We start from the raw sequence: 19,118 nt of genomic DNA on the forward strand, positions 1-19,118 counted from the left end.
GAGGGAGGCCGTGATGAGGACCTGGCAGGTGGGTGACGTGATGACCCGGGAGGTCGAGACCGTGGTGGCCGAGACCCCGTACCGGGAGATCGTCGATGTGCTGTTGCGCCGCGGTGTCAGCGCGGTGCCGGTGATCGACGACTTCCGCCGGGTGCTGGGGGTGGTGTCCGAGGCTGATCTGCTGCACCGGGTCGAGCGCGCCGGTGATCCGGCGCTGCGACGGGTCTTCGAGAGCCGCCGTCGGCGCGGTGCCCGTGGCAAGAGTGCCGCCCTGCTGGCCGGCGACCTGATGACCGCGCCGGCGGTCACCACCGACCCGGAGGCGATGCTGTCCGCCGCTGCCCGGCTGATGGACCGCGAGCAGGTCAAACGGCTGCCCGTGCTGGACGACCTGGGTCGGCTGGTCGGGATCGTCAGTCGTGCCGACCTGCTGCGGGTGCACCTGCGGTCGGACGCCGAGATTCGGGAGGACGTGGTCCAGGAGGTGCTTCGCCGGGTGCTCGCCGTGCGGGATGGACTGGTAACGGTCGAGGTCCGCCACGGTGACGTGACTCTGGCCGGTCGGCTGGACCGCCGCTCCGCCGTCGACCTCGCCGGTCGACTCGCGGGGCAGGTCAGTGGAGTCGTGCGGGTGACCAACGCGATCGCCTACGACGCCGACGACACGATCTCCGACCCCTGCCAGGTGATGCCGGTCGCGTGAGCAGGGGCGGCGCCCGCACAGAGCCTCAGCCGTTGCCCCTGGAGACCGCCAGGTCGCCGTAGTGGTGCCCGACCCGACTTCGGTGGACCGTCCGATGCCGGGTCGGGCGTTCACCTAGGCTCGGAAAGGGGCCGGCCGGCCTGGTTGACGGGCGGTGCGCGGTGGTCGATGCGGAGGGCGTCGGTGGCTGAGGCGACGGTCGCCGTCCCGCTGTGGGCATGGGCGGCGGTCGGCGCGGTGATCGCGGTGCTGCTCGCCGTGGATGTGCTCCTGCACCGGGACAACCATGTCATCGAGCTCCGCGAGGCGCTGTTGTGGAGCGCCGTCTGGATCGGCGCGGGTCTGCTGTTCGGGTTGGTCGTCTGGTGGGGCCTCGGCGGTGACCCGGCCATCGCCTACTTCTCCGGCTACCTGCTGGAGAAGGCGCTCTCGGTGGACAACGTGTTCGTCTTCGCGCTGCTCTTCGGCTACTTCCAGGTGCCGCCGGGCTACCAGCACAAGGTGCTGTTCTGGGGTGTCGTGGGGGCACTCGTCTTCCGGCTGCTGTTCATCTTCGCCGGTGCCGAGCTGCTGGACCGGCTCGCCTGGGCCGGGTTCGTGCTGGGCGCGTTCCTGATCTGGACCGGCTGGCGGCTGGCCGTACGCGGGAAGCCGGACGTCGACCCGGAGCGCAACGTCGTGGTCCGGCTGTTCCGGCGGCTGGTGCCCACCGACGCCCGCTACCACGGCGACCGGTTCACCGCCCGGGTGGCCGGCCGGCGGGTGGCGACGTTGCTGCTGGTCGCGCTCGTCGCCATCGAGGCCACCGACGTGGTCTTCGCCATCGACTCGGTGGCGGCGATCCTTGCCATCACCACCAACACGTTCCTGGTCTGGACGGCCACCGCGTTCGCCGTCCTCGGGCTGCGCAGCCTCTACTTCTGCCTCGCCGGTCTGCTGCGCCACTTCGGCTACCTGCGGTACGGGTTGGCGCTGCTACTGGCCTTCGCCGGGCTGAAGCTGATTCTCGCCGAGACGCCGGTGGGCAAGCTGCCGGTCTGGTTGACCCTGGCCGTTGTGCTGCTGACCCTGACGGTCTCCATCGGCGCCAGCACCCTGGCCGCCCGCCGCCGAACCGACGGCTGAGCCCGCCGGGCCGTTGGCTGAGCCCCCGGGCCCCTGGTTGAGCCGCCGGCCCCTGGTTGAGCCGCCGGGCCGCGTACCGAGCGCGGGCGGCGGGCGGGGTCAGCCGACCAGCAGCGGCCGGGACAGCTGGTCGGCGAGCAGCGCGGGCGCCTCGGCCAGGGACGGGCCGTACCAGGTGAGGTGCCGCCCGGAGAGCAGGGCGCACGGTACGCCAGGAAAGGCTTCCGGCCCGTCGTCAGCGGTGAACCGGTACGGCTCGTCGGGCAGCACCACCAGGTCGGGCTCTCGTTCGCGTAGTTCGGTGAGAGTCGGGCGCGGATAGCGTTCGGGGTGCTCGTCGTAGGCGTTGACCACGCCGAGGCGGCGCAGCACGTCACCGGCGAACGTGTCGCCGCCGAGCACCACCCACGGCCGACGCCAGACCGGCACCACCGCGCGGCGGGTCGTCGTCAGCCGGGGTGGTGTGGCCCACGCCCGTCGGGCGGCCCGCAGCCAGTCCGGCTCCGTCGGCGCACCCAGTTCGGTCAGCAGGTCGCCCAGCTCGGTCAACGCGCCGGGAACGGTCCGCGGATAGGTGACCCGCACCGGTACGTCGGCCGCCCGCAGCGCCTCCGCGTCGGCCCGGCGGTTCTCCTCAACGTTCAGCAGCACCACGTCCGGACGCAGCGCGCGCACCCGGTCCAGATCGGGGTACTTGCTGCCGCCGACCCGGGCCACGTCGAGCCCGGCCGGGTGGCTGCACCAGTCGGTGGCCCCGACCAGCGCTCCCGGCAGGGTCAGCGCCACCGCCTCGGTCAGGGACGGCACCAGCGACACCACCCGCACCCGCGTACCTCCGTTCGCCGCCGACACCGATCATGCCCTGCGGGTCGGCGTCGGGTCAGGGGTGGCCGGGCTCGATGCGCGCGGTCACGTCGAGGTGCGCGGGCTGGCAGTCGGTCGTCGCCGCGAAGCGGCGTACCGCGGCGCGAACGTGCTCGCGTACGCCGGCGGTCGGCGCGTCGGCGGTGAGGTCCACCCGGATCCACACGTCGGGGTGCGGTGGCGCGCCGGTGAGCACCACCCGGGCCCGGCGTACCCCGGGGTTGCCGGTCAGGTCGCGTACCAGCGCGTCGGCGAGAACGTCGGTGGCCAGCCGGGTCCGGCCCGGCCGACGTCCGGGGTGGCTCAGGGTGCCGCGCAGCGTGCCGTCCGGGCCCCGCAGCTCCCGGGTCAGCAGGCGTTGTCCAGCCAGTGCGAACAGCGCTCCGGCGACGGCGGCGGCCAGGGTGCTCCACGGAGCGGCCCTGCGCCAGCGGTCGACCAGTTCGGCGCTGAGCAGCACCGCCGCCGGGTCGGCACCGGGCAACGTGCCGAGGCTGGCCGTCAGCGCCGCCGCGCCGCCCGCTACCAGCAGCAGCGCGATGATGGTCCACAGCAGTCGGTGCCCGGCGTTGGTCACGCCGGTCGTCGCCGAGGCAGCAGCCGGACGTCGATCCGGGCGGGGCGGGGTGCGGTGAGGTGGCGCAACTCCTGGTGTACGGCGAGCTCGATCTCCGCCCGCGCCGCCGGGTCGCCGGTCGCGCGGACCCGGGGGCGCCACTGGCCGCCGCGCCGTCGGACCCGGACTCGGGCGCGGCGGACGCCCGGCACCGCGCTGGCGGCGTCAGCGAGCCGCCGTTCCACACAGCGCCGGTGCAGGTACCAGCCGTCTCCCTCGTCGGCGCGAAGGCGGACCGGTGTCCAGCGGCTCAGCTGGGCGACGAGGATGGCCAGGCCCAGCAGGAGAGCCCCGCCGGCCACGGCCCGGACGGTCGGGTCGCGCCACCGAGTGGCGCTCAGCGCGTCGAGCCAGCCGCTGGTGTCGAGCGGTGTCGGTCGGTGCACTGTGAGCAGCAACGCCTGGACGGCCGCCGCAGCACCACCGAGGAGCAGCGCGGTGGCCAGCAGCAACGAGGCGACCCGGTTGGCGGTGCGCATCTCAGCCGTCCTCCGGTGTGGTGGTGCCGACGCCGGAGGAGTCGACGCCGGGGACGAGCAGGTCATCGACGGTGACGGTCACCACCGCCACGCTGAGCCCGGTCTGGGCGGCCACCCGGTCGGTGACCACCGCCCGGACCGTCTCGGCGATCGTCGGCACGCTGTGCCCGTACCAGGTGATCAGGTGCAGGTCGAGTCCGACGGACCGGTCATCCAGGCGGACAGCCGCCGGGCGGACGACGGACACGCCCGGCACGAGGCTGGCAGCCTGCACCGCGATCCGGGCGACGTCCGAGGTGTCGCCCGGGCGGCGCTCCGGACCGGTCGTCCCGGCGGCCAGTCCGGTGCCGGGGTTCGTCCCGGTGGACGGGCGGGTGGTCATCGGCGCCGCCGAGCGTCGGCACGGCGGTCGCCGAGACCGGTCGCCGCGAGGTCGCCGTCGAGCACCCGGACGACCAGCCAGCCGAGTAGGCCGGCGAGCACGGCGAGGGCGGCCACGCCGACGCCGGCGAGCGCCCAGACCGCCACGGCGAGGAACCCGGCGAGGAAGCCGAACTGCTGTCGCGACATGGTCACCTCCGGGCCGGTCCGGTACCGGCGGTCGCTGGATACACCCGGCGGCCATTGCTGGAACGTCCGCGCTGCTGTGATCCGCGTCACATGAGAAGTCGGTGGCCCATGATCGACCACCTAGACTCGGCCCGGCTCGACCGACCGGCGGATGGATCAGGCAGATGACGAGCATCGGGCGCGACGACCGCGGTTGGCTGCGGGCGATGCCCGCCGAGGCGGGGCGTGACGCGCTGCTCAGCCGCGCCGGCCATCGGGTCCTGGCGGCACGCCGGCTCACTGACCTGGTCCAGGGCCGCCCACCCGGTGTCACTGGCAGCCAGTGGACCTCGGCGAGCCGCGCCAGCTTCGACTTCGTGGTCCACGCCGCCGACACCGGCCTTCCGGTCGTCGCCGTGCAGATCGGCCCGCTGCCGTCTCCCGGCTCTGCGGAGCAACGCGTGGAGCGACTCACGGACGCGGTGAGCGCGGCCGCAGGCCTGCCCGTTCTGCGGATCGGTTCGCCCACGTTGAGCGCCGCCGAGCATGGCCGCCGCCTGGTCGAGTACGTGATCGACGCGCGCGCCTACGCCGCGGGCGGGGCCACCGCCGCCGGGACCGAACCGGCGCCGGTTGGCTTCCGGGACATCCTGGGCCGGCTGCCGGACGGGCGTACCGGGCCGGTCAACGACCTCGGCGCGCTGACCCGCGCTGCGGCGGTCGAGGCGTACGTGGCCGGGCAGGTGGCCGACCCGATCGTGCGAGGGCTGCACGTCCGCTGGGTCGACGGGCCGGCGCAGGGGTGGAGCTGGGTGCAGGTGCGACCCGACGCGTGCCTCATCGAGCAGGTCTCAGTGACCGAACACCGTTTCTCCTGCGGTATCGACGCGGCCCGGCTGGCCGAGGATCTCGCCACCGTCGCCGTGGGGGAACGACTGCGGGAGAACACCGTCGCCGACCTGCTCCCGCGCGCCGAGTGGACCGCGCGGATCGCCGCGCTGAGCCAGCGCCGCCACGAACTGGTCGGCGGTTTCGGCTTCGACCACCTCTGCGCCGACTGACCAGCGCCCGTTTCACCTGCTGATCCCAGCTCCGCACCGGCTCCGTGTCCGGCCGCGGCAATTTCCTGTGCGTCTGTTGAACCTTCCCGGCCGCGGCCCCGTACTCCTGCGCGAATGAACAGGATCTCCCCATCCGCGTCCACCGGGCGCGGGAGACGGTGCGGAAAGGGCATCGTCGGCCATCGACGCATTACCGGGTAGGTCACGGTGGGTCGCCACCGCGGCGTGCCACCTCACATCCGTCGGTCCGCCGAGGGCAGAAATCCACTACCGGATCGAGAAGGAGAGCAATTCGATGCGCAGGTCCACTCGGGCGCGCCGGCCTTCCGGCAACGCGCGGAGCAAGCGTCTGCTGGCAGTTGTCGGCACGCTCGCGGTCTTCGGCGGAGTTGTCGCCGTGACTCAGATTTCGTCGGCCCAGGACCGGCGGACAAATAAGCCACGTCCGGCTGCCGGGCAGTGCGTGGAGCCGAGCCCGGGCGCTACCGCGCCGACCGGCGGCGGCTCGACCACCCGGACCTGGCAGAACGGTCGGTGGGTGCGTAATCACTGGGGTGACGGACAGCAGTCGGTCCCCGAGTGCGAGGACGGCAAGGACGGCACGGTGGGCACCGGCACGGCTGTCGCCTGTCCGGATGTGGCGGCCAAACTGCCGCAGGTGCCGAACCGGGCGCGAGCCGAGGTGGACCGCAACCTCGCCCAGTTGCAGACCCAGATCGCCGAGGCGGACCGCCGGCTCGCCGCCGAGGGCAACAAGGGTGAGGCGTTCATCCGCAGCGCGATCCTCCAGCCGTTGGCCGGCAAGCGCCGCGCCGTGCTGGACCGGATCACGACCGCCATCGACCGGGTCGGTCCCCGGCCGCAGGGCCTCGCGCAGCTCGCCGAGTGCCAGGTGCAGCCCACCGGCGGCACGGGCGGCAACAATGGCGGTGGCACCACCCCCACCACCACCCCGGGTGGCGGCAACAACGGCGGTGGCAACAACGGTGGCGGGAACAACGGCGGTGGTACCGCGCCCGGCGCCGGGCTCGGTGTGCTCGCCAACGACTGCGACGAGAGCCGCCTCCAGCCGCACGACGGTTTCCAGAACGGCAACCGCTGCGTGAGCACCGAGTTCGGTGAGGTCGGCGCGGCGGCCAACAACCCGTCGCTGCTGATCACCCAGTTCCCCGAGCAGGTCGGGCAGAACCAGCCCTTCACCCTGCGGGTCAGCACCCGCAACCTGGTCCGGGACCGTTTCCTGGCCGCCGGTCAGGGTGGCTACTACGTGGAGAGCTCGCTCCTCAACGACCAGGGCCTGGTCCGCGGTCACTTCCACACCGCCTGCCGGATGCTGGACAGCCTGACCGCTCCGCCGGAGCCGCAGGAGGTGCCCGCGTTCTTCGTCGCGACCGAGGACGGTCGCGGTGGCGCCCAGCCCGACGAGGTGACGATCCAGATTCCGGGCCTGCCGGAGTCCGGTACCGCCCAGTGCTCCGTCTGGGCCGGTGACGGCTCGCACCGCCTGCCGATGATGGAGCGGGCCAACCAGACCCCCGCCTTCGACTCGGTGCGCATCGACGTCAACTGAGCTGACGTACCAACGGCGGCCGGCCACCCGGGGCGACAACCCGGGGTGGCCGGCCGCCGCTTCGTTTCCAGCGCCCGGACAAACGACGGGGCCCCGCCGTTTCCGGCGGGGCCCCGTCGAGTCGCGTCAGCGGCTCTTGTACGCCTCGACGACCTCAACCGGGATCCGGCCCCGCTCGGAAATCTTGTAGCCGTTCTTGACGGCCCATTCCCGGATGGCCCGGTTCTGCTCCCGATCCATTCCCGCGCCGGCCGGTCGCCCCGGTCGCCGGACTGAACGGGTGCTCTCCACCGGGCCGCGCCCGATCCGCCGACCCGCATTGATGTACGGATCGAGCGCCTTGCGCAGGACGCCGGCATTCTCGTCGGAGACATCGATCGTGTAGGCCACGCCGTCGAGACTGAACTCAACCGTCCGGTCGGCCTTCCCACCGTCGAGGTCGTCGGTCAGGACCGTGATTACTTTTCTCGCCATTGCCGATTACTCCCTGTGTGCGGCGGGATGTGTCCAAAGTCTGACCTACCACCCCGGTAATCCGCAACAATATGCCTTCCATTCATTCGGCGCGTCGCGATTCCGTTGCAGAGCAAAACCGTGAATCGGTTCGGTGCCGAGGCTTCATTCCCCGAGGATGCCGCTGTGGCCGGCGACGGCAGCCGCCTCGGCCCGGTTCGAGACCCGCAACTTGCGCAGCAACGCGGCGGTCATCCGTTTCACGGTCCGTTCGGAGACGTGCAGTTCTTCGGCGATGTCGACGGTGCTGCGGCCGGCGGCGATCGCTCGTAGCAGTCGCCGTTCCTCGCCGTCCAGGTCGACTGACGCGGAGCGCGTGGGTCGCAGCATGGCGCGCAGCAGTTCGGCCGGCAGCACCGCCCAGCCGTCGAGGATCGCCAGCAGCGGGGGCAGCAGCTCCTCCGGTTCGCTGGTCTTGGGCAGGAACCCTTCGGCGCCGGCCCGCAGCGCCTCCACCGCTGGGCCGGGCTCGGCGGAACCGGACATCGCGACCACCCGTACCCGTGGGGTGGTCCGCCGGATCGCGGCCACCGCCCGGATGCCGCCGGGCGGCGGCATGTGCAGGTCGACCAGGGCCAGGTCGGGGCAGTAGTTGCTGACCAGGGCCGCCGCCGCGGCCGCGTCGCCGGTCGAGGCGACCACCTCGGCCCGGCCGTTGGTGGTGATCGGGAGCAGCAACTCCAGGCCGCGGACGAAAAGGGGGTGATCGTCCACGACGACGAGTCGCAAGGTGGAGGCTCCCGGCATGTCTGCGCCGTTCCCCAGCGGGTACCGATCATGCGGGTTCGCACCGAACGAGGGGAGTCGGGTGGATGCGCGTACGGCATGGTTTGCGGGACCTGCTGCGAGGGTTGCGCCCCATTGAGCCGACACCCGGCGAGAGACGACCGACGGCGGCCGATTCGGAGTTGCTGCTGCGGGTGCTGTGCCACGAGTTCCGGACACCGATCAGCACACTGACCTCACTGACCCGCGCGCTGGCCGACGAGCGTCGGGAGCTGACCGGGGACGACCGGCGGGCACTCAGTGAGCTGGCCCGCGACCAGGCCGCCCACCTGCAGAGCCTGCTCCGCGACGCGACCGCCGGCACCGGCGTGCTGACGTCGACTGCGCAGCCGGAGCCGGCCGTCGCGCTGGCGGGCATCCTGCGGGAGGCCGCCGCGTTGGTGCCGGTGGGCCGTCGGCGGGCGCGGGCCACCCGGGTGGCGGCCTCCTGCCCGGTGCCGGCCGGACGAACCCGACAGGTACTGGTCAACCTGGTGCAGAACGCGTTGCTTCACGGGCCGCCGGACGGCCAGGTCGGGCTCTACGCCACTCTGCGCGGCTCCAGCCTGAGCATCCTGGTCACCGACGAGGGCCGGGTCGACGATGCGCTGCTGGTCGCGCTGCGGCGTCCGGCGCCGGCCGTCGGGATGTCCGGTCTGGGCCTGTGGATCGCGCGACAGCTCGTCGCGACGGACGGGGGAGCGTTGCGGGCGCACCGGCTACGGCCCCGTGGAGTGGCGCTGGAGGTGCTGCTGCCGATGGTTCGCCCGGTGCGCTGACCCGGGCGGGACACCGGTTGGCCCGCTCGGGTCAGCGCGGCGGGAACGGCCTCGCTACCTATTTCCGGTACCGAGGAGGTTGGATGTTCAGCCACGTCAAGGATCTGCAGTTCGAAGCCAAGCCGGACGGCCCGGATGCGGCGTTCGCCCGCCGGTTGCAGGAGGTGTTGGGCGGCAAGTGGGGCGAGATGACGGTCGCCAACCAGTATCTCTTCCAGGGTTGGAACTGCCGACTGCCCGGCAAGTACAAGGACCTGCTGCTCGACGTCGGCACGGAGGAGATGGGCCACGTCGAGATGATCGTCACGATGATCACCCGGCTGTTGGACAACGCGCCGCTGTCGCTGACCGAGGGGATCGCGGAGGACCCCGGAGGCGCCGCGACGTACGCCGGTGAGAACCCGGCGCACTTCATCCACGGCGGTGGCGGCGCCCTGCCCGCCGACTCCAACGGGGTGCCCTGGAACGGCGCGTTCATCACCGCCAGCGGCAACCTGTTGGCCGATTTCCAGCTCAACGTCACCGCCGAGGCGCAGGGTCGGCTCCAGGTCGCCCGGTTGTTCCACATGACCGACGATCCGGGCGTCAAGCAGATGCTGCGCTTCCTGCTGGCTCGCGACACGATGCACCAGAACATGTGGCTGGCGGCGATCGAGCAGCTCAAGGAGGACGGGCTGGAGGAGATGCCGGTGCCGGAGGCCTTCCCGGACTCGGGCGAGCTCACTGAGGAGTACGGCTACACCTACCTGGGTTTCTCCTCGGGCACCGACGCCGCCCAGGGGCGCTGGGCGTCCGGGCCTTCGCCGGACGGCAAGGGCGAGTTCCGGTACGACGACAACCCGCGGGCGAACGCGCCGGAACCGGTGCTGCCCCCGGGTGACCCTCGCCTGTACGGCACCAACCCGGGGGTGGCCGGCTCGGTGAAGAACACGGTGAAGAGCAAGCTCACCTGAGGTATCGCGTCGGGTCGTCCGCCGGTCCCGGGCGACCCGACGGACCGGGTGGAAGAGTGGTCTGGGTCACACACCGGAACAAGGGGAACGCTTTGTTACTTGAGTGAGACACGCTCAACTCAACGCGATAGCAGGTGTTCGATGGCAACTCTTCCGGTACTTCCCCTGACCGACGCCGTGCTGCTGCCCGGCATGGTCATCCCGGTGACCCTCGACCCCACCACCCAGGCCGCGATCGACGCGGCGCGTGCGACCGGCGACCGCAAGCTGCTGGCCGTGCCGCGCATCGACGGCGAGTACGGCCCGGTGGGCGTGGTCGCCACCATCGAGAAGGTCGGCCGGCTGCCCGAGGGTGAGCCCGCCGCCGTCATCCGTGGCCTGTCCCGGGCCCGGATCGGCTCCGGCGTGCCCGGCCCCGGTGCCGCCCTCTGGGTCGAGGCGACCGAGCTCGACGAACCCGCCTACGCCGGTCGGGCCCGGGAACTCGCCCGCGAGTACCGCGCCCTGGTGACCTCCGTGCTTCAGCAGCGGGGCGCCTGGCAGGTCATCGACGCGGTGGAGCGGATGACCGACCTCTCCGAGCTGGCCGACTCGGCCGGCTACGCGCCCTGGCTGACGCTGGAGCAGAAGACCGAGCTGCTCGCCGCGCCGGACGTCACCGCCCGGCTGGAGCTGCTGGTCGGCTGGGTGAAGGACTACCTGGCCGAGCAGGAGGTCACCGAGCAGATCAACAGTGACGTCCGCGAGGGGCTGGAGAAGTCCCAGCGCGAATTCCTGCTGCGCCAGCAGCTCGCCGCGATCCGCAAGGAACTGGGCGAGGACGAGCCCGACGGCTCCGCCGACTACCGGTCCCGCGTCGAGTCCGCCGAGCTGCCGGAGAAGGTACGCGAGGCGGCCATGCGCGAGGTCGGCAAGCTGGAGCGGGCCAGCGACGCCTCCCCGGAGGCGGGCTGGATCCGTACCTGGCTGGACACCGTGCTCGAGATGCCGTGGGGCACGCGTACCGAGGACAACACCGACCTGGCCGCGGCCCGGGCGGTGCTCGACGCCGACCACGCCGGCCTGTCCGACGTGAAGGACCGCATCCTGGAGTACCTGGCGGTGCGCAACCGGCGTGCCGAGCGCAACCTCGGTGTGGTCGGCGGTCGTGGCTCCGGCGCGGTGCTCGCCCTCGCCGGTCCTCCCGGGGTGGGTAAGACCAGCCTCGGCGAGTCCGTGGCGCGGGCGCTCGGGCGTAACTTCGTCCGGGTCTCGCTCGGCGGCGTCCGCGACGAGGCGGAGATCCGCGGGCACCGGCGCACCTACGTGGGGGCGCTGCCCGGTCGGATCGTCCGCGCGCTGCGCGAGGCCGGTTCGATGAACCCGGTCGTGCTCCTCGACGAGGTGGACAAGCTGGCCGCCGGCTACGCCGGTGACCCGGCCGCCGCCTTGCTGGAGGTGCTCGACCCGGCCCAGAACCACACCTTCCGGGATCACTACCTGGAGGTCGACCTCGACCTGTCCGACGTGCTCTTCCTGGCCACCGCCAACGTGGTGGAGTCCATCCCCGGCCCCCTGCTGGACCGGATGGAGCTGGTCACCCTGGACGGGTACACCGAGGACGAGAAGGTCGCCATCGCCCGCGACCACCTGCTGCCCCGGCAGCGGGAGCGGGCCGGGCTGACCGTCGACGAGGTCAGCGTCGCCGATGAGGCTCTCGCGCTGATCGCGGGGGAGTACACCCGGGAGGCCGGCGTCCGGCAGCTCGAGCGCGCCCTGGCCAAGATCCTGCGCAAGGTGGCGGTGACGCTGGCGACGGATCCGACGCCGGCACGCGTGGGCGCCGACAACCTCACCGGTTACCTGGGTCGGCCGAAGTTCACCCCGGAATCGGCCGAGCGTACCGCCGTGCCGGGCGTGGCCACCGGTCTGGCCGTGACGGGCGCCGGTGGGGACGTGCTCTTCATCGAGGCGACCAGCATGGAGGGCGAGCCGGGGCTGACCCTGACCGGCCAGCTCGGTGACGTGATGAAGGAGTCGGCGCAAATCGCGCTCTCCTACCTGCGATCCAACGGGCGGCGGTTCGGCATCGACCCGAACGCTCTCGCCGGACGTCGGATCCACGTCCACTTCCCGGCGGGCGCGGTGCCCAAGGACGGTCCGAGCGCCGGCATCACCATGGTCACGGCCCTGGCGTCGCTGGTCACCGGTCGCCCGGTCCGCCCCGAGTTCGGGATGACCGGTGAGGTGACGCTCTCCGGCCGGGTGCTGCCGATCGGTGGGGTGAAGCAGAAGCTGCTCGCCGCGCACCGGGCCGGCCTCACCGAGGTGATCATCCCGGCGCGCAACGAGCCCGACCTGGACGACCTGCCGACCGAGGTGCGCGAGGCGCTGACCGTGCACACCCTGGCCGACGTGGCCGACGTGCTCGCCCTGGCGCTGCGCCCGGCCGACGTGAAGACGCTGGACGGTCCGGCGCTCTTCGCGGTCTGACGCTCCGCTCCGACCATCGGGCCCCCGCCGTCTTCCGACGGCGGGGGCCCTTTCGGTACGCGGGGGAGGTCTACTGTCTCGTCTGCACCGTCAACCACCTCTCCGCCATGAGGCGGCCCCTGGAGGAACCCCCGTGAACGTGGTGCTCTGGATCATTCAGATCCTGCTCGCCGCCGTCTTCGCCGGCGTCGGACTGGCCAAGCTGAGCCAGCCGAAGGAGAAGTTGCGCGACGTGATGCGGTGGGTGGACCCGGTGCCGCCGTCGCAGGTCAAGTCGCTCGGCGCGGTCGAGTTGCTGGCCGCCGCCGGGCTCGTGCTGCCCGCCGCCACCGGCATCGCCGCAGTGCTCACCCCGCTCGCCGCCGTCGGACTGGTCATCGTCATGATCGGCGGCATCCTCGTGCACCTGCGTGCCCGCGAGCAGCAGACCACCCGGGACGGGCGTCGCACCGAGATTCAGGGTGCTGTCGCCTGCGCTGTGCTGCTCGTCCTCGCCGCCGTGGTGGCCTGGGGCCGTTTCGGCCCGTACGCCCTCTGATCCGCGTCGGCCAGCACGCGACAATGCACAGTAGAGTCTGCCCGCCGCTCGAGGTGGCACTCAACGGGGGAGAGGTATGGAACCGATCGTGAGCGCACCTGGTGCGGTACCACCGGCGGTGCCACAACGGTCAGATCCAACGGGCCGACGGTTGGGACGTCGGGTGCTCTTCGCCGGTGGCGCGGGCGCCGCGGTGGCGACGACGGTGGCCACCCTTGCCGGTGCGGAACAGGCGGGAGCGCCGCCCGTCACGACCGTGCGGGAGGCCCCGCTCAGCCTCCGGGACCCGCGGGTCGGCTGCCGGCTCGACGGCAGTGACGAGTCGGACAAGGTCACCACCGCGCTGAACCTGCTGCCGGCCGGTGGCGGCGAGATCTTCCACCCGGTGGGCGCACTCGGTCTCGGAGCGGAGGTCCGCTTCCCGACGAGTGTGACCTGGACCGGCGAGAACATCGGCGCGGCGATCATCCAGCCGGCCCCGGGCTACACCGGTCGTCTGGTCTCGAGCGGTAAGTACAACCAGATCTCCAACGTGCACTTCTACGGTATGCGGACCTCCAACGTGCTGTTGACCATCCGTGGCCCCCGGTCGACCTTCCACCACCTGCACTTCGGCAACTCGGGCAGCCACGCCATCGAGTTCCTCGGCAAGGACGCGGACACCAGCGCCCACGCCAACAAGATCACCGATATCAACATCGAGGACTGCCTCGGCGTCGGCATCCTCGTCAACAAGGTCGCGTACGACAACGAGTTCCTCAACGTCTGGGTCGGTGAGTGCCAGACCGGGATACGGCTGCTGGACAGCGCCTGCTTCTTCGACAACCTGCATGTCTGGGGATGCCGGGGCAACGGCGTGGAGCTGCGCGAACCCGCCCATCGAAACATCTTCCAGAACGTCTACCTGGAGTCGAACGGCACGAGTGGCACCGGCAGCGGCGCCGACCTGCGGCAGGTCTGGGGGACCCAGTTCATCGGCGGCCGGCTGTGGCGCAACGCCACCAACGGCATCGAGGTCTCCTCAGCCGGACGTACCCGGATCATGGGGCTCGACATCCACGACAACGGCGCGAACGGGATCCTCGGCCGTGACGCCGACATGTGCCAGGTGATCGGCAACCAGTTCTACGACGACGCGACGCCCCGCCACCAGGACCGACCTATCATCACGGTCGGCACCAGCAACAACTGGATCGTCACCAACAACGTGATGCGGGCGTTCGACCACCGGTCCGGTGGCGCGTCGCTGGTCGGGGCCAACAACGTGGTCAACGGAAACATCGGCTAGCACCGGCGGGCGGCCGATGCTCACGTTTCGCCCGCCGCTCGCCGGGCAGTGGCGCGTCGGCGACCGTCGTACACCGGCGGTCGCCGACGGCGTGCTCAGCGCTCGTCGCCGCCGCGGTCGCGGCGCACTGTGGCCTTGCGGCCCTTGATCGTGCTGGAGCGCAACCCGGAGATGACCTCGTCGGCGACCCCCTGCGGCACCTCCACCAGTGAGAACCGGTCAGCGATCTCGATCGAGCCGATGTCCCGGCCGCGGATGCCCGTCTCTCCGGTGATCGCGCCGACCAGATCCTGCGGGCGCACCCCGGCGCGTCGGCCCAGGCCGACGAAGACCTGGACGGTGTTGCCGCCGCCGGAGCGTGGCCGGCCCCCGCCCCGCCGGTCGCCGCCCCGGCCACCGGCCTCCGGTCGACCCTCGCGCGGTCCACGGACCGGAACCTGCGGGATCTCCTCCTCGTCGTCGGAGCCCGGCGACGTCACCTCGTGGGCCAGCTTCACGGCGGCGAGGGCGACCTCCATCAGGTCGAACTCGTCGGTCAGCGTCTCCACGATCACCCGGAACGGGTCGAGGTCGTCCTCCAGCAGGCTCTCCCGCAGGGCCGCCTGGGTCAGCTCCAGCCGCCGGGTACGCATGTCGGCCACGGTGGGGATCTTGTCGATGGTGATCCGCTGGCCGGTCACCCGCTCGATGGTCTTGAGCATCCGGTGCTCACGCGGCTCGGCGAGAGTGATCGCCACGCCCTCGCGGCCAGCCCGACCCACCCGACCGATCCGGTGCACGTACGACTCGGGGGCGGACGGCACATCGTAGTTGACCACGTGGGTCAGCTGCTCGACGTCCAGCCCACGGGCCGCCACGTCGGTGGCCACCAGCAGGTCGGCGGTGCCCGCCCGCAGCCGGCCCATGACCCGGTCGCGCTGCTCCTGGCTCATGCCACCGTGCAGCGCCTCGGAGCGGTAGCCCCGACCGTTCATCGTCTCGGTCAACCGGTCGACCTCTTCCCGGCTGCGGCAGAACACGATCGCCGCGGTCGGGGACTCCACGTCCAACACCCGACCCAGCGCGGCCGGCTTGTGCGCCCTGGTCACGATGTACGCGCTCTGCCGCACCCGGGGCGCCTCACCCGCGACCTGCTGCTCCCGGCCGATCTCGATCCGCACCGGTTCGCGCAGGTGCTGGCGGGCCATCCCGTCGATGCGCGACGGCATGGTGGCCGAGAAGAGCACCGTCTGACGCTGCGCCGGAGCGTGCTCCAGGATCGCCTCAATGTCCTCGGCGAAGCCCATGTCGAGCATCTCGTCGGCCTCGTCGAGCACCACCGTGGCCAACCCACCGAGGCGCAGGGTGCCCCGGGCGATGTGATCGAGGGCCCGGCCCGGGGTGGCCACCACCACGTCGACACCGCTGTCCAGTGCCCGCAACTGTCGCCCGATCGGCTGCCCACCGTAGATCGGCAACACCCGCGCGCCCAGGTCCTTGCCGTAGCGGTGGAACGCCTCGGAGACCTGTACCGCCAGCTCCCGGGTCGGCACCAGCACCAGCGCCACCGGGTCGCCGCCCTGGCGGTGTGCCGCCATGAGGTTCAGCAGCGGCAGCGCGAACGCAGCCGTCTTGCCGGTGCCGGTGGCCGCCTGACCCAGCAGGTCCCGACCCTCCAGCAGCGGTGGGATAGCCTCGCGCTGGATGGGGGTCGGCTCCTCGTACCCGAGGGCGGCGAGCGCGCCCAGCAGCTCGGCGCGGAGGCCGAGCTCGGTGAAGGCGCTCACCTCGTCGGTGCCGTCGGGGATGGCGTCAATCGGTGCGTCAATCGGTGCGTCGTGCTGTGCAGGTGCGGAACTCATGTGCCAAGCCTTTCATTACGCCGTCCGAGCCGCTGCGCCGACCGCCACAAGAGCTGTCCCCCGGCCCGTGCTGCGGCTGTCCCGCGACCCCGACGGCGGCCTCGATCAGGCGTCGGTGGTCAGGATGGCCAGCACCATCACCGCCGCCAGGGCCACATCGAGCACCACGCAGAACTCGGCGTAGCCGCGCGGCACCACCCGGCCGTCGCGGTGCGCCAGGTCCCAGCCGGCGTGCGCCAACCACCCGAACGCCACCAGCCAGGCAGCGGTCCGCCCGCCGGCCAGCACCGCGACCAGCGTCAGGGCGACCCAGCCGGCCAGACCGGCGAGTTGGGTGGCGAGCACGCCCCGCCCGCCCAGCGTGCGGCGGGCCACGCCGATCACCAGGTAGCCGCCGGGCAGCACCAGCATCGTCCACGGGCTGAGCACCCCCGGGTCGAACCACATGTCCACGGTCATCAGCAGCGCCAACCCGGCCGGCCAGCGGTGGGCGAGCGCCACCACGACCCGGTTTCGGCGTACCGGCGCCGACGCCTCGTGCCGGTGTCGGAGAGCCACCAGCACCATCGCGGGGATCATCAGCAGGTGACCGCCGAGCATCAGCGCGTCGGCGTCGATCAGGCCGGCCCAGAACGGCACGAGCAACAGCAGAAACGGGACGTACATCGCGGCGGCCATCTCGCCGACCGCCTGCCAGCGGTGCGCCCGGTAGCGCATCCCCACCGTCATCCCGACGGTCATGTTCGTGGCCATCACCAGTGCGGCGACCTCCGGCCGGGCCAGCGCGTCGCCGACGCCCAGAGCGGTGCCGGCCAGCTCCCACAACGGCCCGAGCAGCAGCATCCCGGCGACCATCGCCACTGCCATCTCGCCGAGATGCCACAGCAGCCGCTGTCTGCTGCTGGCCGGTGCCGCGGCGGTCGGTGCCGCGCTGGTCGGTGTCGGGGCCGAGGGGGTCGGCTCGTCGGTGGGCAGGGGCGCGGACGACGGTACGGCGGTGAGACTGTCCGCGTACATCCGGGTGTTTTCCATGCCTCGACCCTGCCGGTGACCCCGGTGTGGGCGGCAGACCCGTTCGTCACGGGAAAACGGTGCGCACCGCACGGCCCGACCATGACAGTTCGCATGGGTGGACCGTGCGCTGGGCGGTCCTAGGATCGGTGCGTGGCGAGCGAGGCGGTGACTCCCCGGGCGGACCGCCGGCTGCGTGGCGCCCGGCGGGCGACGCTGGTGTCGCTGGCCACCGGCGTCTGGGCGAGCGTCCTGCTACCAGCGGTCGGCCTGACCCGCGAGCCCGACCCGGGCCGGGTGACACTCGGCGCGGTCGGCATCCTCGCCTTCGTGATCGCCCAGACCGTCGTGCTGTACGCGGCCGTCACGCCGTGGCTCGAGCCGCGCTGGCGGCGTCGGGCCGAGCTGAGTCTGGTCGGGGTGGCGGTGCTGACCGTTCCGCTGGTGGGTCCGGTGGCGGCCGGCAGGTGGCCGACCTGGGCCTGGCTCGGTGCGGCGCTGATCGGCATGACGCCGCTGCTGGTGCGGTGGCGGGCCGGGCTGGCGGTCGCGGTCGGCGTCCTGGCGGTGGCGGTCGCGGTGGCCTGGTGGACCGGCGGTTCCGTTCCGCGCCACCTCGCCGTGACCGGTGGGATCGGCGCGGCAGTGGCCGCCGTCAACGGGTTCCAGGTCTGGTTCTGGGACCTGCTCGTGGAAGCCCGGCAGGGCCAGGCCGCCCAGGCGCGGCTGGCCGCCGCCGAGGAGCGGCTGCGCTTCGCCCGCGACGTGCACGATGTCCTGGGGCACCGCCTCACGGTGATCGCGTTGAAGGCCGAACTCGCCGCCCGGCTGGCCCCGGTCGACCCGGAACGGGCCGGGAGGGAGGCCGCCGAGGTGCAACGCCTGGCCGCCTCCGCGCTGAGCGAGGTACGGGAGACCGTGCACGGCTATCGGGCCGTCGACCTCGACGAACAGCTCACCGCGGTGGTGGGGGTGCTGCGCTCCTGCGGGGTGCGGTGCACGGTTCTGCCGCTGCCGGCGGACCTGCCGCAGTCCGCCGCCATCGAGCTGGCGGCGGTGCTGCGCGAGGCGAGCACCAACGTGCTGCGGCACAGCCGGGCCGACTGGTGCCGGATCCGCATTGATCGGGAGGATGACGTGGCCAGGATGACGGTGGCCAACGACGGCGCCGACGACCACGGCCCGGACGCGCACAGCCACGGCCTGCGCGGGCTGGCCGACCGGCTCGCCGCTGCCGGGGGCGAGTTGCGGGTACGCCGGGAGGACGCGATCTTCACCCTCGAAGCCACAGTGCCGGCGCCGTCGTGATCCGCGTCCTGCTCGCCGACGACGAGGACCTGATCCGGGTAGCCGTCGCCGCGCTGCTCGCCCTGGAACCGGACATCGAGGTGGTGGCACACGCCGCCGACGGGAAGGCAGCCGTCACCGCGGCGCTGGCACACCGCCCGGACGTGGCCGTGGTGGACCTGGAGATGCCCGGCCTGGACGGCATCGCGGTAGCCGCCGAGCTGACCCGGGTCCGACCCGACTGCGCGGTGGTCGTGCTGACCGGCCACGGTCGTCCCGGGCACCTGCGCCAGGCGCTGACCGCCGGCGCCCGGGGGTTCCTGCCCAAGGGCTCGCCGGGTGGGGCGCTCGCCGACGTGATCCGCCGGGTGCACGCCGGAGGGCGCTACGTCGACCCGTCGCTGGCCGCCGACGCGTTGACCCTGCCCCCGTGCCCGCTGACCCCTCGGGAACTGGAGACGCTACGTCTGGTGGAGGTCGGTGCCCCGGTCGCGGTGATCGCCCGCCGGGTGCACCTGTCCACCGGAACCGTGCGCAACCACCTCTCCGCCGCCGTGCAGAAGCTCGGTGCCGCCGATCGGGCCGAGGCGGTGCGCACCGCCCGGGACAACGGCTGGCTCTGACCGTCGGCGCGCCTCGCTGACGACCCGAAGCGTGAGTGGACGGACGCTGATCAAGAAGGGCAGTCGAGGCCTCGCCTCCCA

20 protein-coding genes are annotated in these 19,118 nt (G+C 72.2%); 11 read left to right on the forward strand and 9 right to left on the reverse strand.

Features of this window, described 5'->3' with window-relative positions; translation table 11 throughout:
* The first annotated feature begins 13 nt into the window (after positions 1 to 13).
* Positions 14 to 703, forward strand: coding sequence for a CBS domain-containing protein (locus FB453_RS06215; protein WP_145788233.1), 690 nt, complete (start codon positions 14 to 16; stop codon positions 701 to 703).
* A gap of 168 nt (positions 704 to 871) precedes the next feature.
* Positions 872 to 1,828, forward strand: a complete 957-nt coding sequence (locus tag FB453_RS06220; RefSeq protein WP_091397740.1) for a TerC/Alx family metal homeostasis membrane protein — start codon at positions 872 to 874, stop codon at positions 1,826 to 1,828.
* Positions 1,829 to 1,927: 99 nt separating this feature from the next.
* On the opposite strand, the gene FB453_RS06225 is transcribed toward FB453_RS06220, so the two are convergent.
* The 5 genes from FB453_RS06225 to FB453_RS34050 are packed head-to-tail and all read right to left on the reverse strand — an operon-like array spanning position 1,928 to position 4,357.
* On the reverse strand, positions 1,928 to 2,653 hold the full coding sequence (locus FB453_RS06225) for a helical backbone metal receptor (protein WP_145788235.1): 726 nt from the start codon (positions 2,651 to 2,653) through the stop codon (positions 1,928 to 1,930).
* Between the two features lie 55 nt (positions 2,654 to 2,708).
* On the reverse strand, positions 2,709 to 3,269 hold the full coding sequence (locus FB453_RS06230; protein ID WP_145788237.1) for a hypothetical protein: 561 nt from the start codon (positions 3,267 to 3,269) through the stop codon (positions 2,709 to 2,711).
* A complete protein-coding gene (locus FB453_RS06235; RefSeq protein ID WP_145788239.1) occupies positions 3,266 to 3,787 on the reverse strand; it encodes a DUF6286 domain-containing protein in 522 nt (173 codons plus the stop codon). The genes FB453_RS06230 and FB453_RS06235 overlap by 4 nt, the downstream gene beginning before the upstream one ends.
* A gap of 1 nt (position 3,788) precedes the next feature.
* The gene (locus FB453_RS34045) at positions 3,789 to 4,169 is read right to left on the reverse strand and encodes an Asp23/Gls24 family envelope stress response protein (protein WP_186718081.1); all 381 of its coding nucleotides are present in this window, start codon (positions 4,167 to 4,169) and stop codon (positions 3,789 to 3,791) included.
* The gene (locus FB453_RS34050; RefSeq protein ID WP_186718083.1) at positions 4,166 to 4,357 is read right to left on the reverse strand and encodes a hypothetical protein; all 192 of its coding nucleotides are present in this window, start codon (positions 4,355 to 4,357) and stop codon (positions 4,166 to 4,168) included. The genes FB453_RS34045 and FB453_RS34050 overlap by 4 nt, the downstream gene beginning before the upstream one ends.
* A 164-nt stretch (positions 4,358 to 4,521) precedes the next feature.
* Between FB453_RS34050 and FB453_RS06245 the strand changes: the two genes are divergently transcribed.
* Together FB453_RS06245 and FB453_RS06250 are read left to right on the forward strand one after the other, a co-directional pair.
* Positions 4,522 to 5,397 carry a PDDEXK family nuclease gene (locus FB453_RS06245; RefSeq protein WP_145788244.1) on the forward strand — a complete coding sequence of 292 codons (876 nt, stop codon included), beginning with the start codon at positions 4,522 to 4,524 and terminating at the stop codon, positions 5,395 to 5,397.
* Between the two features lie 295 nt (positions 5,398 to 5,692).
* Positions 5,693 to 6,967, forward strand: coding sequence for a hypothetical protein (locus FB453_RS06250; protein WP_145788247.1), 1,275 nt, complete (start codon positions 5,693 to 5,695; stop codon positions 6,965 to 6,967).
* Positions 6,968 to 7,093: 126 nt separating this feature from the next.
* On the opposite strand, the gene FB453_RS06255 is transcribed toward FB453_RS06250, so the two are convergent.
* Together FB453_RS06255 and FB453_RS06260 are read right to left on the reverse strand one after the other, a co-directional pair.
* On the reverse strand, positions 7,094 to 7,441 hold the full coding sequence (locus tag FB453_RS06255) for a histone-like nucleoid-structuring protein Lsr2 (RefSeq protein WP_091397759.1): 348 nt from the start codon (positions 7,439 to 7,441) through the stop codon (positions 7,094 to 7,096).
* A gap of 144 nt (positions 7,442 to 7,585) precedes the next feature.
* Positions 7,586 to 8,209, reverse strand: a complete 624-nt coding sequence (locus FB453_RS06260; RefSeq protein ID WP_486480176.1) for a response regulator — start codon at positions 8,207 to 8,209, stop codon at positions 7,586 to 7,588.
* A gap of 83 nt (positions 8,210 to 8,292) precedes the next feature.
* Here FB453_RS06260 and FB453_RS06265 point away from each other — a divergent pair, with 83 nt between their 5' ends.
* The 5 genes from FB453_RS06265 to FB453_RS06285 all read left to right on the forward strand — a co-directional run bounded on the left by FB453_RS06265 (position 8,293) and on the right by FB453_RS06285 (position 14,275).
* Positions 8,293 to 9,024 carry a sensor histidine kinase gene (locus FB453_RS06265; RefSeq protein ID WP_145788251.1) on the forward strand — a complete coding sequence of 244 codons (732 nt, stop codon included), beginning with the start codon at positions 8,293 to 8,295 and terminating at the stop codon, positions 9,022 to 9,024.
* An 83-nt stretch (positions 9,025 to 9,107) separates the two neighbouring features.
* The gene (locus tag FB453_RS06270) at positions 9,108 to 9,977 is read left to right on the forward strand and encodes a manganese catalase (protein ID WP_091397769.1); all 870 of its coding nucleotides are present in this window, start codon (positions 9,108 to 9,110) and stop codon (positions 9,975 to 9,977) included.
* Between the two features lie 141 nt (positions 9,978 to 10,118).
* Positions 10,119 to 12,449, forward strand: coding sequence for an endopeptidase La (gene lon / locus FB453_RS06275; RefSeq protein WP_112587161.1), 2,331 nt, complete (start codon positions 10,119 to 10,121; stop codon positions 12,447 to 12,449).
* Between the two features lie 133 nt (positions 12,450 to 12,582).
* On the forward strand, positions 12,583 to 12,987 hold the full coding sequence (locus FB453_RS06280; protein ID WP_145788253.1) for a DoxX family protein: 405 nt from the start codon (positions 12,583 to 12,585) through the stop codon (positions 12,985 to 12,987).
* 163 nt (positions 12,988 to 13,150) lie between these two features.
* Complete coding sequence (locus FB453_RS06285) at positions 13,151 to 14,275, forward strand: right-handed parallel beta-helix repeat-containing protein (protein ID WP_222431318.1); 1,125 nt, start codon at positions 13,151 to 13,153, stop codon at positions 14,273 to 14,275.
* 95 nt (positions 14,276 to 14,370) lie between these two features.
* On the opposite strand, the gene FB453_RS06290 is transcribed toward FB453_RS06285, so the two are convergent.
* Positions 14,371 to 16,116 (reverse strand): DEAD/DEAH box helicase, encoded by a 1,746-nt coding sequence (locus FB453_RS06290; protein WP_486480177.1) that lies wholly within the window; start codon positions 16,114 to 16,116, stop codon positions 14,371 to 14,373.
* Positions 16,117 to 16,221: 105 nt separating this feature from the next.
* Positions 16,222 to 17,148, reverse strand: coding sequence for a hypothetical protein (locus FB453_RS06295; RefSeq protein WP_186718087.1), 927 nt, complete (start codon positions 17,146 to 17,148; stop codon positions 16,222 to 16,224).
* A 132-nt stretch (positions 17,149 to 17,280) separates the two neighbouring features.
* Between FB453_RS06295 and FB453_RS06300 the strand changes: the two genes are divergently transcribed.
* Complete coding sequence (locus tag FB453_RS06300) at positions 17,281 to 18,435, forward strand: histidine kinase (RefSeq protein ID WP_145788258.1); 1,155 nt, start codon at positions 17,281 to 17,283, stop codon at positions 18,433 to 18,435.
* Positions 18,432 to 19,037: a response regulator transcription factor gene (locus FB453_RS06305; protein ID WP_112724805.1), complete on the forward strand. Its 606-nt coding sequence runs from the start codon at positions 18,432 to 18,434 to the stop codon at positions 19,035 to 19,037. Before FB453_RS06300 ends, FB453_RS06305 begins: the two co-directional genes overlap by 4 nt.
* The last annotated feature ends 81 nt before the right edge of the window (positions 19,038 to 19,118 follow it).

This window comes from Micromonospora sp. CNZ322, assembly GCF_007827755.1.